Source organism: Seminibacterium arietis, from assembly GCF_042675725.1.
In the GTDB taxonomy this organism is placed as follows: Bacteria; Pseudomonadota; Gammaproteobacteria; order Enterobacterales; family Pasteurellaceae; genus Seminibacterium; species Seminibacterium arietis.
This window is the reverse complement of record NZ_JBHTJN010000012.1, coordinates 15,849-28,627: the sequence shown is the minus strand read 5'-3', so window position 1 is coordinate 28,627 and position 12,779 is coordinate 15,849. Positions and strand designations below refer to the sequence as shown.

21 protein-coding genes are annotated in these 12,779 nt (G+C 37.1%); 20 read left to right on the top strand and 1 reads right to left on the bottom strand.

Going from position 1 to position 12,779, the window contains the following annotated elements:
- The first annotated feature begins 102 nt into the window (after positions 1-102).
- The 18 genes from ACFQ02_RS07230 (at position 103) to rplQ (ending at position 9,522) form a co-directional block, all read left to right on the top strand.
- Positions 103-825, top strand: coding sequence for a hypothetical protein (locus ACFQ02_RS07230; protein ID WP_380821152.1), 723 nt, complete (start codon positions 103-105; stop codon positions 823-825).
- 163 nt (positions 826-988) lie between these two features.
- Positions 989-1,360, top strand: a complete 372-nt coding sequence (gene rplN / locus ACFQ02_RS07225) for a 50S ribosomal protein L14 (RefSeq protein ID WP_017805535.1) — start codon at positions 989-991, stop codon at positions 1,358-1,360.
- 13 nt (positions 1,361-1,373) lie between these two features.
- Positions 1,374-1,685, top strand: coding sequence for a 50S ribosomal protein L24 (gene rplX, locus ACFQ02_RS07220; protein ID WP_380821148.1), 312 nt, complete (start codon positions 1,374-1,376; stop codon positions 1,683-1,685).
- Positions 1,686-1,702: 17 nt separating this feature from the next.
- On the top strand, positions 1,703-2,242 hold the full coding sequence (gene rplE, locus ACFQ02_RS07215; RefSeq protein WP_380821145.1) for a 50S ribosomal protein L5: 540 nt from the start codon (positions 1,703-1,705) through the stop codon (positions 2,240-2,242).
- 12 nt (positions 2,243-2,254) lie between these two features.
- Positions 2,255-2,560, top strand: a complete 306-nt coding sequence (gene rpsN / locus ACFQ02_RS07210) for a 30S ribosomal protein S14 (protein ID WP_380821142.1) — start codon at positions 2,255-2,257, stop codon at positions 2,558-2,560.
- A 36-nt stretch (positions 2,561-2,596) separates the two neighbouring features.
- Entirely contained in the window at positions 2,597-2,989 is a 393-nt protein-coding gene (gene rpsH / locus ACFQ02_RS07205; RefSeq protein WP_380821139.1) for a 30S ribosomal protein S8, read from the top strand.
- 15 nt (positions 2,990-3,004) lie between these two features.
- Positions 3,005-3,538, top strand: coding sequence for a 50S ribosomal protein L6 (gene rplF, locus ACFQ02_RS07200; protein ID WP_380821136.1), 534 nt, complete (start codon positions 3,005-3,007; stop codon positions 3,536-3,538).
- Between the two features lie 13 nt (positions 3,539-3,551).
- Positions 3,552-3,905, top strand: a complete 354-nt coding sequence (rplR, locus tag ACFQ02_RS07195) for a 50S ribosomal protein L18 (RefSeq protein ID WP_380821133.1) — start codon at positions 3,552-3,554, stop codon at positions 3,903-3,905.
- 16 nt (positions 3,906-3,921) lie between these two features.
- Entirely contained in the window at positions 3,922-4,422 is a 501-nt protein-coding gene (gene rpsE, locus ACFQ02_RS07190) for a 30S ribosomal protein S5 (protein WP_380821130.1), read from the top strand.
- Positions 4,423-4,428: 6 nt separating this feature from the next.
- Positions 4,429-4,608: a 50S ribosomal protein L30 gene (gene rpmD, locus ACFQ02_RS07185; protein WP_103854522.1), complete on the top strand. Its 180-nt coding sequence runs from the start codon at positions 4,429-4,431 to the stop codon at positions 4,606-4,608.
- A gap of 3 nt (positions 4,609-4,611) precedes the next feature.
- Entirely contained in the window at positions 4,612-5,046 is a 435-nt protein-coding gene (gene rplO, locus ACFQ02_RS07180; RefSeq protein WP_380821127.1) for a 50S ribosomal protein L15, read from the top strand.
- A gap of 7 nt (positions 5,047-5,053) precedes the next feature.
- Positions 5,054-6,379 (top strand): preprotein translocase subunit SecY, encoded by a 1,326-nt coding sequence (gene secY / locus ACFQ02_RS07175; RefSeq protein ID WP_380821124.1) that lies wholly within the window; start codon positions 5,054-5,056, stop codon positions 6,377-6,379.
- Between the two features lie 28 nt (positions 6,380-6,407).
- Positions 6,408-6,521 (top strand): 50S ribosomal protein L36, encoded by a 114-nt coding sequence (gene rpmJ / locus ACFQ02_RS07170; RefSeq protein ID WP_380821121.1) that lies wholly within the window; start codon positions 6,408-6,410, stop codon positions 6,519-6,521.
- Between the two features lie 139 nt (positions 6,522-6,660).
- Positions 6,661-7,017 (top strand): 30S ribosomal protein S13, encoded by a 357-nt coding sequence (gene rpsM / locus ACFQ02_RS07165; RefSeq protein ID WP_380821118.1) that lies wholly within the window; start codon positions 6,661-6,663, stop codon positions 7,015-7,017.
- Positions 7,018-7,032: 15 nt separating this feature from the next.
- Positions 7,033-7,422, top strand: coding sequence for a 30S ribosomal protein S11 (gene rpsK, locus ACFQ02_RS07160; protein WP_077415376.1), 390 nt, complete (start codon positions 7,033-7,035; stop codon positions 7,420-7,422).
- A gap of 27 nt (positions 7,423-7,449) precedes the next feature.
- Positions 7,450-8,070: a 30S ribosomal protein S4 gene (rpsD, locus tag ACFQ02_RS07155; RefSeq protein ID WP_380821114.1), complete on the top strand. Its 621-nt coding sequence runs from the start codon at positions 7,450-7,452 to the stop codon at positions 8,068-8,070.
- Positions 8,071-8,102: 32 nt separating this feature from the next.
- A complete protein-coding gene (locus ACFQ02_RS07150; RefSeq protein WP_380821111.1) occupies positions 8,103-9,092 on the top strand; it encodes a DNA-directed RNA polymerase subunit alpha in 990 nt (329 codons plus the stop codon).
- A 40-nt stretch (positions 9,093-9,132) separates the two neighbouring features.
- Positions 9,133-9,522 (top strand): 50S ribosomal protein L17, encoded by a 390-nt coding sequence (gene rplQ, locus ACFQ02_RS07145; protein ID WP_380821108.1) that lies wholly within the window; start codon positions 9,133-9,135, stop codon positions 9,520-9,522.
- A 512-nt stretch (positions 9,523-10,034) separates the two neighbouring features.
- On the opposite strand, the gene ACFQ02_RS07140 is transcribed toward rplQ, so the two are convergent.
- On the bottom strand, positions 10,035-10,631 hold the full coding sequence (locus ACFQ02_RS07140; RefSeq protein WP_380821105.1) for a YajG family lipoprotein: 597 nt from the start codon (positions 10,629-10,631) through the stop codon (positions 10,035-10,037).
- A gap of 101 nt (positions 10,632-10,732) precedes the next feature.
- On the opposite strand from ACFQ02_RS07140, the gene ACFQ02_RS07135 reads away from it, so the two are divergent.
- Both ACFQ02_RS07135 and ACFQ02_RS07130 read left to right on the top strand, forming a co-directional pair.
- Positions 10,733-11,044: a BolA family protein gene (locus ACFQ02_RS07135; protein WP_380821101.1), complete on the top strand. Its 312-nt coding sequence runs from the start codon at positions 10,733-10,735 to the stop codon at positions 11,042-11,044.
- 392 nt (positions 11,045-11,436) lie between these two features.
- Positions 11,437-12,777, top strand: a complete 1,341-nt coding sequence (locus tag ACFQ02_RS07130) for a Na(+)-translocating NADH-quinone reductase subunit A (RefSeq protein ID WP_380821098.1) — start codon at positions 11,437-11,439, stop codon at positions 12,775-12,777.
- The last annotated feature ends 2 nt before the right edge of the window (positions 12,778-12,779 follow it).

Sequence of the window (12,779 nt, the reverse complement as noted above, 5' to 3'; positions counted from 1 at the left end):
TTCATAAAAAAACTATCGCACTTTTATTTATGAGATTAAGCTGATTTTAATAGCTATCTTAAGTAGATAGATGAAAATGTGAGCAAGGAATAAGGAAAAATTATGAATAAAGAAGAAATTGAATCGTTTTTATTAGGCTATTCAGGATATTGCGGTGGCGATATTGGTTCACCTGAACGTCCGTCAATTTGGTGTTGTGGTATTGAGTGGGGTGGAGATGGTATTAATGAAAAAGCGGTACTGGATTATTTTGAGAGCCGTGATTGGGAGCAAATTGGGGGATTTGAGCCTGATGATGGTTATATCAAAGCGCGTTACAACATAAGTTTATGCAAATTGCTTTGTGCCATTCAAGGTGGACAAGTAGAAGACTATGAGCAGTTTGCTGAGCAACATCAGGTTTTGCATAAGGGAGCAAAAACGGGCTACTTAAAATTGAATTTGTATCCGTTGTGGTTTAAAGATACAGATGAGAATCGTTGGACGAAAGAATTATCTGATTTACTTTCGTTTAGGGATAAAAATGAATATCTTAATTGGTGCCAACGTCATCGTTTTCCAGTAATTAATGAATTAGCACAAAAGCATCAGCCTAGATTAGTTATTTGCTTTGGTTTATCTTATGAAAATGAATTTCATCAAGCTTTCTCTGATGATGATGATGTTGGATTTGATACGGAGCTGATTGATGGACTAAAAGTAAAATGGAAACGAAATAAAAATGGAACGATTGTAGCGGTCTTACCTTTCCCGAATATTCCTAATGGATTATTACGTAACCAGTCAATACAGTTGATTGGTGGTTTTTTAGCATCTTTACTTTAAATTTTTAAAAATGCAGTTTTTTTAAACTGCATTTTTCCTCTTTCTTCTATACAAAATTACATTTGCTTTTTTTTTTTGAATTTGATAGACTACGCTCCCTATTTACATTGGGGTAAATAGGTTCGTCCCGAAAGGGTGTTATTAATTTTAGCGGAGTACTAAGATGATCCAAGAACAGACTATGCTGGACGTTGCTGATAACTCAGGCGCTCGCAGTGTAATGTGTATCAAGGTTCTAGGTGGATCGCACCGTCGTTATGCTGCTATAGGTGACATCATTAAAATTACTGTTAAAGAAGCAATTCCTCGCGGTAAAGTGAAAAAAGGTGATGTGTTAAAAGCAGTTGTTGTGCGCACCAAGAAGGGTGTTCGTCGCCCAGATGGATCTGTCATTCGCTTCGATGGTAATGCTTGTGTTATCTTAAATAATAACAGTGAGCAACCAATCGGTACTCGTATTTTTGGACCAGTGACTCGTGAACTTCGTTCTGAGAAATTCATGAAGATCATTTCTTTGGCACCAGAAGTACTGTAAGGAGAAGTGAAAAATGGCTGCAAAAATTCGTCAAAATGATGAAGTGATTGTACTTGCTGGCAAAAGCAAGGGCAAACGTGGTAAGGTAACTAAAGTGTTACCAAACGGTAAAGTGGTTGTTGAAGGCGTTAATATCATCACTAAACATGAGAAGCCAGTTCCTGCATTAGGAAAAGAAGGTGGTTTAGTGAAAAAAGAAGCACCAATTGATGGTTCAAATGTTGCTATATTCAACCCAAAAACAAATAAAGCTGACCGTGTAGGTTTTAGATTTGAAGACGGAAAAAAAGTGCGTTTCTTTAAATCTAATAATGAAATTATTTAACAAACTGGAGTAATGCGATGGCGAAACTGCATGATTACTACAGAGATTCGGTAGTAAATGAATTGAAAGCGAAATTCAACTACGCTTCTGTCATGCAAGTCCCACGAATCGAAAAGATTACCCTGAATATGGGTGTGGGTGAAGCATTGACCGATAAAAAATTGCTTGATAATGCGGTAGCAGATTTAGCGGCAATTAGCGGTCAAAAACCTTTAGTAACAAAAGCACGCAAATCTGTTGCTGGCTTTAAAATCCGTCAGGGGTATCCGATCGGTTGTAAGGTGACACTACGTGGTGAGCGTATGTGGGAATTCTTAGAACGTTTAATTACTATTGCTGTTCCACGTATTCGAGATTTCCGTGGCTTAAGTGCGAAATCTTTTGATGGACGTGGTAACTATAGTATGGGTGTGCGTGAGCAAATCATCTTCCCTGAAATCGATTATGATAAAGTGGATCGTGTTCGTGGTTTAGATATTACTATCACAACCACTGCGAAAAGTGATGAAGAAGGTCAAGCACTATTAGCTGCCTTTAATTTCCCTTTCCGTAAATAAGGCAGGTTACAAATGGCTAAAAAATCAATGAAAGCACGCGATGTAAAACGCGTAAAATTGGCTGAAAAATTCTATACTAAACGTGTAGAGTTGAAAAAAATCATTTCTGACGTTAATTCTTCTGATGAAGAACGTTGGAATGCGGTGTTAAAATTACAAACCCTACCGCGTGATTCAAGCCCAAGCCGTCAACGTAACCGTTGTCGCCAAACTGGTCGCCCACATGGTGTTTTAAGTAAGTTTGGTTTAAGCCGGATAAAACTTCGTGAAGCAGCGATGCGTGGTGAAGTTCCAGGTCTTAGAAAGGCAAGTTGGTAATTTACCACTTTATTTTGGAATCGGAGAAAAAGCACAATGAGTATGCAAGATCCAATCGCAGATATGTTGACTCGAATTCGTAATGGTCAAGCTGCGAATAAAGTTGCGGTCACTATGCCTTCCTCCAAGCTAAAAGTGGCAATTGCCAACGTATTAGCGGATGAAGGTTATATTGATAGCGTCAAAATTTTAGAAGGTGTTAAACCTGAATTGGAAATTACTTTAAAATATTTCCAAGGAAAACCAGTTGTAGAAAGTATCCAGCGTGTAAGTCGTCCTGGTTTACGTATTTATAAACGTAAAGATGAATTACCGAAAGTAATGGGTGGATTGGGAATCGCTGTTATTTCTACATCAAAAGGTGTGATGACTGACCGTGCTGCTCGTCAAGCAGGCTTAGGCGGTGAAGTTATCTGTTATGTAGCTTAATAGAGAGGTAGGAAGATGTCTCGTGTTGCAAAAGCACCTGTTAGTATTCCTGCCAGCGTTGAGGTAAAACTTGACGGTCAGTTACTAACAGTTAAAGGAAAAAATGGTGAGTTGTCTCGTACTATTCACAATTCAGTCGAAGTTAAACAAGATAATAATGAATTAACCTTTTCACCTCGTGAAGGTGTAGTAGGTGCTAATGCTCAAGCTGGTACAGCACGTGCGTTAGTCAATGCAATGGTTATCGGTGTTACAGAAGGCTTTACTAAAAAGTTACAATTGGTGGGTGTTGGTTACAGAGCTCAAATTAAAGGCAATGTCGTTGCGTTAAGTTTAGGCTATTCTCACCCTGTTGAGCATGCATTACCCGCTGGTATCTCGGCTGAATGTCCATCTCAAACTGAAATCGTGTTGAAAGGTGCGGACAAACAGTTAATCGGTCAAGTGGCTGCGGATATTCGTGCTTATCGCCGTCCTGAGCCTTATAAAGGTAAAGGTGTACGTTATGCTGATGAAGTAGTACGTACAAAAGAGGCTAAGAAGAAATAATTAAGGTAACACTATGGATAAGAAATCAGCTCGTATCCGTCGTGCAACTCGTGTACGTCATATGATGAAAGAGCAAGGTGCAACTCGTTTAGTTATTCACCGTACTCCTCGTCATATCTATGCACAGGTGATCGCACCAAACGGTTCGGAAGTGCTTGCTGCTGCTTCTACAGTTGAAAAAGCAATTAGTGAGCAAGTGAAATATACTGGAAATAAAGATGCTGCTGCAGCAGTAGGTAGAGTTGTTGCAGAAAGAGCATTGGCTAAAGGCATTACAAATGTAGCCTTTGATCGTTCTGGTTTTAAATATCATGGTCGTGTCCAATCTTTAGCGGACGCTGCCCGTGAAGCTGGTCTACAGTTCTAATAGAGGGTAATTTTAGATGGCAAACATCGAAAAACAAGCTGGTGAACTGCAAGAGAAGCTAATCGCGGTAAACCGTGTATCAAAAACTGTAAAAGGTGGTCGTATCATGAGCTTTACTGCTTTAACAGTAGTAGGTGATGGAAATGGTCGTGTAGGTTTTGGTTATGGTAAAGCCCGTGAAGTTCCGGCAGCAATCCAAAAAGCGATGGAAAAAGCACGTCGCAATATGATTAATATCGCATTGAATGAAGGTACTTTACAACATCCTATTAAAGGATCCCACACAGGCTCACGTGTGTTTATGCAGCCAGCTAGTGAGGGTACAGGAATCATCGCTGGTGGTGCTATGCGTGCAGTACTGGAAGTAGCAGGTGTACGTAACGTTCTTTCTAAAGCGTATGGGTCAACGAATCCGATCAATGTTGTTCGTGCAACTATTGATGCTTTAGAAAATATGAAATCACCAGAAATGGTTGCTGCAAAACGTGGTAAAACTGTTGATGAAATTTTGGGGTAATTGAAAATGGCTAAAACTATTAAAGTAACACAAGTTCGTAGTTCAATTGCTCGTTTACCGAAGCATAAAGCTACGTTGCGTGGTCTTGGTCTTCGCCGTATGCATCATACTGTAGAATTAATTGATACCCCTGCAGTGCGTGGTATGATTAACCAAGTTTCATATATGGTTAAAGTGGAGGAGTAATAGATGCGTTTAAATACTCTATCTCCGGCTGAGGGTGCTAAGCATTCTGCTAAGCGTTTAGGTCGCGGTATTGGTTCTGGTTTAGGTAAAACCAGTGGTAAAGGTCATAAAGGTCAAAAAGCTCGTACTGGTGGCGGTGTCCGTCGCGGTTTTGAGGGTGGACAAATGCCTTTATACCGTCGCTTACCAAAGTTTGGTTTTACTTCAATGAAGTCTGCTGTTACTGCAGAAATTCGTTTGAATGAACTATCTAAAGTTGAGGGCAATATTGTTACTTTAGATTCACTAAAAGCTGCGAACATTATCACTAAAGATATTCAATTTGCAAAAGTAATTCTTGCAGGTGAAGTGAAAAGTGCGGTAATTGTTCGTGGATTGCGTGTAACTAAAGGTGCAAAAGCAGCGATTGAAGCTGCTGGTGGCTCAATTGAGGAATAATTAAGAGATGGCTAAGCAACCAGGTTATCAAACAAGGAGTACCCAAAGTGGCACAAGCGAGCTTAAACGCAGGTTATTATTTGTTTTAGGTGCGTTGATTGTGTTTCGCATTGGCTCTTTTATTCCTGTCCCTGGTATTGATGCAGCCGTGTTAGCTCAATTACTTGAACAACAAAAGGGCACTATCATTGATATGTTTAACATGTTTTCTGGTGGTGCACTAAGCCGAGCTTCGATTTTTGCTTTGGGTATCATGCCTTATATTTCGGCATCGATTATCATTCAATTATTGACAACGGTTCATCCAGCATTAGCTGAATTAAAGAAAGAGGGAGAAAGCGGTCGACGTAAAATCAGTAAATACACTCGTTACTCGACGCTTGCCTTAGCAACTATTCAGGCAATTGGTATTTCAACTGGGTTACCTAATATGTTGCCTGATCTTGTACCAAATTTGGGTTTTGGCTTCTACTTTACCGCAGTAATTAGTCTTGTAACTGGGACTATGTTTCTTATGTGGTTAGGTGAACAAATCACAGAAAGAGGTATAGGTAATGGAATATCTTTAATCATTTTTGCTGGTATTGTAGCAGGTCTTCCTTCTGCAATTGGTCAAACTATTGAGCAAGCACGTCAAGGGCAAATGCATGTTTTAGTGCTTTTGTTAATTGCAGTTATTGTGTTTGCAGTAACTTATTTCGTTGTTTTTGTTGAACGAGGACAACGAAGAATTAAAGTTGAATACGCTAAGCGTCAGCAAGGTCGCCAAATTTTGGGAGGGCATACTTCTCATTTGCCATTAAAAGTAAATATGGCTGGCGTTATTCCTGCAATCTTTGCTTCGAGTATAATATTGTTCCCTGCTACCATTACATCTTGGTTTGGACAGGGTTCAAGTTTAGATTGGTTGACTGATTTGTCGATGTTATTGCATCCAGGTCAACCTTTATACTTGATTGTGTATGCAGTAGCGATTATCTTCTTTAGTTTCTTTTATACTGCAATGCAATATAATCCGCGAGATACAGCAGATAATTTGAAAAAATCTAATGCATTTATCCCCGGAATTAGACCAGGTGAACAAACTTCACGCTATATAGATAAGATCATGATCCGTTTAACATTGATTGGTGGTCTTTATATTACGTTTGTATGTTTAGTTCCTTATATCATGACATCAGCATGGAATGTCCAGTTTTATTTTGGTGGAACATCATTATTGATTGTTGTTGTGGTAATTATGGATTTCATCGTTCAGATTCAAAGTCATTTAATGTCAACGAAGTATGAATCTGCGTTGAGAAAAGCAAACCTTAAAGGTTTTGGACAATAATTGTCCCAATAGAAAGAAAGGATAGGCAATGAAAGTACGTGCTTCCGTAAAGAAATTATGTCGTAATTGCAAAATTGTTAGACGTGATGGTGTTGTTCGTGTTTTGTGTAGTGATCCAAAACATAAACAACGTCAAGGTTAATTAATATTTTTCTTGCAAAAAAACTGCTGAGCATGTAAAATGCTCAGCTCATTTATGTCCTTGATATACTGTTTGAGTATCCTGAGAACGGGCTTTTCAAGATCAGTGTATCAATTAGTTAAAATAATAGGAGTGCATAGTGGCCCGTATTGCAGGCATTAACATTCCTGATCACAAACATACAGTGATTGCTTTGACAGCAATTTATGGTATTGGCAAAACACGCTCAAAAGCCATTTGTGCAGCAGCTGGTGTTGCTGAAGATGTGAAGATCAGAGAATTGTCTGAAGAGCAGATTGATAAGCTGCGTGACGAAGTTGGTAAATTTACCGTTGAAGGTGACTTACGCCGTGAAGTAACACTTAACATAAAACGCTTATTAGATTTAGGCTGTTATCGTGGTTTACGTCATCGTCGTAGTTTACCAGTACGTGGTCAACGTACTAAAACTAATGCGCGTACCCGTAAGGGTCCACGTAAGCCGATCAAAAAATAAGTCGGGGTAAATTAAATGGCTAAAACACCAGTTCGTACACGTAAGCGTGTAAAAAAACAAGTTGTAGATGGCGTAGCTCATATCCACGCTTCTTTCAACAATACTATCGTTACTATTACTGATCGCCAAGGTAATGCTCTTGCGTGGGCTACAGCTGGCGGTTCTGGTTTCCGTGGTTCTCGTAAATCAACTCCATTTGCAGCACAGGTTGCTGCTGAACGTTGTGCTGAAATTGTTAAAGAATTCGGCTTAAAGAACTTGGAAGTTATGGTTAAAGGACCGGGTCCTGGTCGTGAGTCAACAATTCGTGCGTTGAATGCTGCGGGTTTCCGTATCACGAACATTACTGATGTGACTCCGATTCCACATAACGGTTGTCGTCCACCGAAAAAACGTCGTGTTTAATGGCGTAAGATAGTTGGAGAAAGTAAAATGGCAAGATATTTGGGTCCTAAACTCAAGCTAAGCCGTCGCGAAGGCACTGACTTATTTCTTAAGTCAGGTGTACGTGCGATTGATTCAAAATGTAAAATTAATACAGCACCTGGTCAGCATGGTGCTCGCAAACCACGTTTATCAGACTATGGTAGTCAGTTACGTGAAAAACAAAAGGTTCGTCGTATCTATGGTATTTTAGAACGTCAGTTCCGTAACTATTATAAAGAAGCAAACCGTTTGAAAGGTAATACTGGTGAAAATTTATTAGTATTATTAGAGGGTAGATTGGATAATGTTGTTTACCGTATGGGATTCGCAGCAACTCGTGCTGAAGCTCGCCAGTTAGTGAGCCACAAAGCTATTGTTGTAAACGGTCGTGTGGTTAATATCCCATCTTTCCAAGTTTCAGTTGATGATGTTATCGCTGTTCGTGAAAAGTCCAAGAAACAGGCTCGTATTAAAGCTTCATTGGAATTGGCAGAACAAAGAGAAAAACCAACTTGGTTGGATGTTGATTCAGCTAAAATGGAAGGTGTATTCAAACGTGTTCCTGAGCGTTCTGATTTATCAGCAGACATTAACGAACATCTGATCGTTGAGCTTTACTCTAAATAATAGTTAAAGTTTCATAGCAAAGAGAGGATAAAATGCAGGGTTCTGTTACAGAATTTTTAAAGCCACAGTTAGTTGATATTGAACAAATTAGTTCTACTCATGCTAAGGTGATCTTAGAACCGTTGGAGCGTGGTTTCGGTCATACTCTAGGAAATGCATTACGTCGTATTCTTTTATCTTCAATGCCGGGTTGTGCCGTAACGGAAGTAGAAATTGATGGCGTATTGCATGAATACAGCAGTAAAGAGGGTGTTCAAGAAGATATTATTGAAGTCCTTCTAAACTTAAAAGGTCTAGCGGTAAGAGTGCAGAATAAAGATGATGTATTTCTGACACTTAACAAGTCTGGAATTGGCCCTGTTGTTGCGGCTGACATCATTCATGACGGTGATGTTGAAATTGTTAATCCTGATCATGTTATTTGCAACCTGACAGATGAAAATGCATCAATTAATATGCGTATTCGAGTTCAGCGTGGTAGAGGATATGTTCCAGCATCTACTAGAGTTCATAGTCAAAATGAAGAAAGACCAATTGGTCGGTTATTGGTTGATGCTTGTTATAGTCCAGTTAACCGTATTGCTTATAATGTAGAAGCAACTCGTGTTGAACAACGTACTGATTTGGATAAATTAGTTATTGAATTAGAGACAAATGGAACACTTGATCCTGAAGAAGCAATACGCCGTTCAGCAACAATTTTAGCAGAGCAATTAGATGCATTCGTTGATTTGCGAGATGTTCGTCAACCTGAAGTCAAGGAAGAAAAACCAGAATTTGATCCAATTCTGTTACGTCCTGTTGATGACTTAGAATTGACAGTTCGTTCTGCTAACTGTTTGAAAGCAGAAACAATTCATTATATCGGTGATTTAGTATTGCGTACAGAAGTTGAGCTATTAAAGACCCCTAATTTAGGTAAAAAATCTCTTACTGAGATTAAAGATGTTTTAGCTTCACGTGGTCTAACACTAGGTATGCGACTTGAAAATTGGCCTCCAGCTAGTATTGCTGAGGACTAATTTAGTCATAGGTTAAGATTTTTCTGAGAAGGATAAGATCATGCGCCATCGTAAGAGTGGTCGTCAACTAAACCGTAATAGCAGCCATCGCCAAGCGATGTTTCGTAACATGGCAAGTTCATTAGTAAGTCATGAAATCATCAAGACTACTTTGCCAAAAGCAAAAGAATTACGTCGTGTAGTTGAACCGTTAATTACACTAGCAAAAGAAGATAGCGTTGCAAATCGTCGTTTAGCTTTTGCTCGTACTCGCAACATTGATACTGTTGCAAAATTGTTTAATGATTTAGGTCCACGTTTTGCACAACGTGCAGGTGGTTATACCCGTATTTTAAAATGTGGTTTCCGTGCTGGTGACAACGCACCAATGGCTTATATTGAGTTGGTTGATCGCCCAGCTGTTTCTGAAGAAGTTTCAGCAGCGGAATAAAATCTAAATATAATAATTGACCCCGATTTATTAATAATTATCGGGGTTTTATTTTATTATTTTCTTTTTCTTCCTATTTCCTTTATTCTGCACTTTGTGATTGATTTTGATGAATTATTCTTATTATATGTTTTATATGTTCAATGATAATTTTATTTTCTAAATTTTTATGAATTGATGATATTACCATTTTTATACTAGGCGATATGAGAGATTTGTTCAAAACTCAACTTTTCTTAGAAAGCAAGATACGAATTCTATATAGAGATTGTTTATCTGAAATAAGTTATTATGATTATTAAATTTATTAAGTGATATAACAGAAAGACTATTTTAGCACAGACACAAGCTTTATTTTATTTCCAATGTTTATTTAGCTAACAAAAAAGAATTTAATCCAGTAGGATTTATTACTTTAAGTTATATTATAAATAAATCCACACCTTACTTCTTATTTTAAAGTCGATTAATAAGGTGTAGATTTCATAATTTTAGTATAGTAATTTTGATATTTAATTTAAATAGCGATTAATTGCATTGGGAATTTCCTGATCTTGATAAATAGATCGTACTACATCATTTAATGTGTCGCTCAATACTTTTTGGATTTTTTCATTTTTTGCATTAAAGGCACCTTCTACTGTCCTTGTCCCTCCAATATTTTTGTTAAATTGCCCTTTTACTCCTTGAATTTGAATGTTTAATTGAATGCTAGAAGTTATCTTATGACGCAAACTGCCTTGTTCAACATTAGCATAAAAATGATTTACATTTACAATTAAATTTGTATTAGCTTGTACGGGAGTGGCTGCAATATGAAATCCTTTTGCATTCAGATCTTGTTTTATAACTTGATCAAATAATTGTGCTACTTGAGGTTGTGCGTAAAGGTTGAAATTTTTTCCAGCAGATACATAATTTGATACTTCAGGTTTATTACGGTTGTCACGAACAACAATATTTAGTATTGCATTTTGATTTAACGGATTGAAATTGTTTATTGGTGATGGAGGATTAAAATACAGAACTGAATTAGTTTCTCCCTGACAGGCACTAAGTAATACTGAAAATAACGATAGAAATATTGTAAATAATTTTTTAAATTTCATATTAGACCTCAACGATGAAAAGATTTCTCTTTATTTTTGCAAACTTCTTTTATAATGTATAGTCCTTACTTGATAAAGCCATGTTACATGAAAAAATAAATATGTTAAAACAGCAAATATTACAAACAAAGTTGATCGAGAAATTTTCACCGCACTTTATTCTTGTTGAAAACGAAAGCCATAGACACAGCTTGGAGTTGGGCGGTGAGTCTCATTTTAAAGTAGTCATTGTGAGTGACTATTTTGAAAATATAACTAAGATTTCCCGCCATCGTCAAATTTATCAACTATTATCTGATGAATTTCATAATGGACTTCATGCTTTGTCGTTACATATTTATACGTTATCAGAATGGGAATTGTTAGAAAAAGTTATCCCCAAATCAACTAGCTGTATTACTAGAAAAAAGTAATCTTGTTTTTATACCTAATATGAGGTAACAATTGATTTTATTTTGAAATAATTTTTGATTTAGAGCAAAAAAATAGCCTCTTTTAGTAAAACTATAAAAAAAGTGCTCGATAAAGTGGAATAGACGTTGTTATTTAGTTAAAATAGCAAATCATTTTTTTATCAAAAACAAAAATTTAACTTATATTTTGTTTATGCTATTGCTAAATACAAAATATAAATTTTATAAAATTTGAGTTTTAGATTTAGATAGTTGGAGAATTTGTTATTGTCTCATTTATCTGACATTTAGATATAGATTCAAAAACTATTACTCAAGAAGAGGTTATTGTCGCTTTTATTTTGAAGTGCGGTAACTGTAATTTTTAATCTAATAAAAGTAGAGCAAACAATATGATTACGATTAAAAAGGGCTTGAATCTTCCTATATCAGGGAAGCCAAAACAAGTAATCCGTAATGGTAATGTTGTGACTGAAGTTGCCTTGCTTGGTGAAGAATATGTGGGGATGCGTCCTTCGATGAAAGTGCGTGAGGGCGACATAGTAAAGAAAGGCCAAGTTATTTTTGAAGACAAAAAAAATCTTGGTGTTGTATTTACTGCACCAGCTAGTGGTACGATAGTAGCAATTAATCGTGGAGCTAAGCGAGTTTTACAATCAGTCGTGATTCAAATCGTCGGTGATGAGCAATTAACTTTTGCTCAATATTCCGCTGATGAATTAGGGACATTAAGTTCTGAACAAGTGCGTCGACAATTACAAACTTCTGGTTTGTGGACCGCACTTCGTACTCGTCCATTCAGTAAAATTCCAATGGTTGATGCAACACCAGCATCGATTTTTGTCAATGCAATGGATACAAATCCATTGGCAGCAGATCCAGAAGTAGTTTTGCAAGGGCTGGAAGAAGATTTTATTAATGGTTTAACCGTATTAAGTCGTTTACATAATGGCAAGTTGCATTTATGTAAAGCAGCAGGAAGTAAAATTCCTACCACTCAATTAACTAATTTGCAAATCCATGAATTTCAAGGACCTCACCCTGCAGGTTTAAGTGGTACACACATACATTTTATTGATCCAGTGAGTGCTACTAAACAAGTGTGGTATATAAATTATCAAGATGTAGTTGCTATCGGTAAATTATTCACAACAGGTGAAATTTATACTGATAGAGTAATATCTCTTGCTGGTCCTCAAGTAAAAAATCCTACTTTGATTCGTACTCGACTTGGTGCGAATTTGTCTCAGTTGACTGTTAATGAGTTAAAAGATGGTGAGAACAGAGTAATTTCTGGTTCAGTATTAAGTGGAGTAACTGCAAAAGGTGCAGTAGATTTTTTAGGTCGCTATGCTCTACAAGTTTCAGTGATTTCAGAAGGTCGCGATAAAGAATTTTTAGGCTGGATAGCACCAGGTTCAAATAAATTTTCAATTACTCGCACTGTATTAGGACATTTTAGTAATAAGTTATTTAACTTTACTTCGTCGGTAAACGGTGGGCATCGTGCAATAGTCCCTATTGGTTCATTTGAACGAGTAATGCCGTTGGATATACTACCAACATTACTATTGCGTGATTTAAGTGTTGGTGATACAGATAGTGCACAACTTTTAGGTTGTTTAGAACTAGATGAAGAGGATTTAGCACTTTGCACTTTTGTTTGTTCTGGTAAAAATGAATATGGTCCAATGTTGCGTGCTGCCTTAGATAAGATTGAGAAGGAAGGTTAAAA

What these genes read in the sequence shown, in the direction of transcription:
- rpsN (WP_380821142.1), top strand. Translation starts at nt 2,255, where the DNA reads ATGGCTAAAAAATCAATGAAAGCACGCGATGTAAAACGCGTAAAATTG.
- ACFQ02_RS07135 (WP_380821101.1), top strand. Translation starts at nt 10,733, where the DNA reads ATGTTAAAACAGCAAATATTACAAACAAAGTTGATCGAGAAATTTTCA.
- rplQ (WP_380821108.1), top strand. Translation starts at nt 9,133, where the DNA reads ATGCGCCATCGTAAGAGTGGTCGTCAACTAAACCGTAATAGCAGCCAT.
- ACFQ02_RS07140 (WP_380821105.1), bottom strand. Translation starts at nt 10,631, where the DNA reads ATGAAATTTAAAAAATTATTTACAATATTTCTATCGTTATTTTCAGTA.
- rpmD (WP_103854522.1), top strand. Translation starts at nt 4,429, where the DNA reads ATGGCTAAAACTATTAAAGTAACACAAGTTCGTAGTTCAATTGCTCGT.
- ACFQ02_RS07150 (WP_380821111.1), top strand. Translation starts at nt 8,103, where the DNA reads ATGCAGGGTTCTGTTACAGAATTTTTAAAGCCACAGTTAGTTGATATT.
- rplO (WP_380821127.1), top strand. Translation starts at nt 4,612, where the DNA reads ATGCGTTTAAATACTCTATCTCCGGCTGAGGGTGCTAAGCATTCTGCT.
- ACFQ02_RS07130 (WP_380821098.1), top strand. Translation starts at nt 11,437, where the DNA reads ATGATTACGATTAAAAAGGGCTTGAATCTTCCTATATCAGGGAAGCCA.
- rpsH (WP_380821139.1), top strand. Translation starts at nt 2,597, where the DNA reads ATGAGTATGCAAGATCCAATCGCAGATATGTTGACTCGAATTCGTAAT.
- rplX (WP_380821148.1), top strand. Translation starts at nt 1,374, where the DNA reads ATGGCTGCAAAAATTCGTCAAAATGATGAAGTGATTGTACTTGCTGGC.
- secY (WP_380821124.1), top strand. Translation starts at nt 5,054, where the DNA reads ATGGCTAAGCAACCAGGTTATCAAACAAGGAGTACCCAAAGTGGCACA.
- rpsE (WP_380821130.1), top strand. Translation starts at nt 3,922, where the DNA reads ATGGCAAACATCGAAAAACAAGCTGGTGAACTGCAAGAGAAGCTAATC.
- rpsD (WP_380821114.1), top strand. Translation starts at nt 7,450, where the DNA reads ATGGCAAGATATTTGGGTCCTAAACTCAAGCTAAGCCGTCGCGAAGGC.
- rplR (WP_380821133.1), top strand. Translation starts at nt 3,552, where the DNA reads ATGGATAAGAAATCAGCTCGTATCCGTCGTGCAACTCGTGTACGTCAT.
- rpmJ (WP_380821121.1), top strand. Translation starts at nt 6,408, where the DNA reads ATGAAAGTACGTGCTTCCGTAAAGAAATTATGTCGTAATTGCAAAATT.
- rplF (WP_380821136.1), top strand. Translation starts at nt 3,005, where the DNA reads ATGTCTCGTGTTGCAAAAGCACCTGTTAGTATTCCTGCCAGCGTTGAG.
- ACFQ02_RS07230 (WP_380821152.1), top strand. Translation starts at nt 103, where the DNA reads ATGAATAAAGAAGAAATTGAATCGTTTTTATTAGGCTATTCAGGATAT.
- rplE (WP_380821145.1), top strand. Translation starts at nt 1,703, where the DNA reads ATGGCGAAACTGCATGATTACTACAGAGATTCGGTAGTAAATGAATTG.
- rplN (WP_017805535.1), top strand. Translation starts at nt 989, where the DNA reads ATGATCCAAGAACAGACTATGCTGGACGTTGCTGATAACTCAGGCGCT.
- rpsK (WP_077415376.1), top strand. Translation starts at nt 7,033, where the DNA reads ATGGCTAAAACACCAGTTCGTACACGTAAGCGTGTAAAAAAACAAGTT.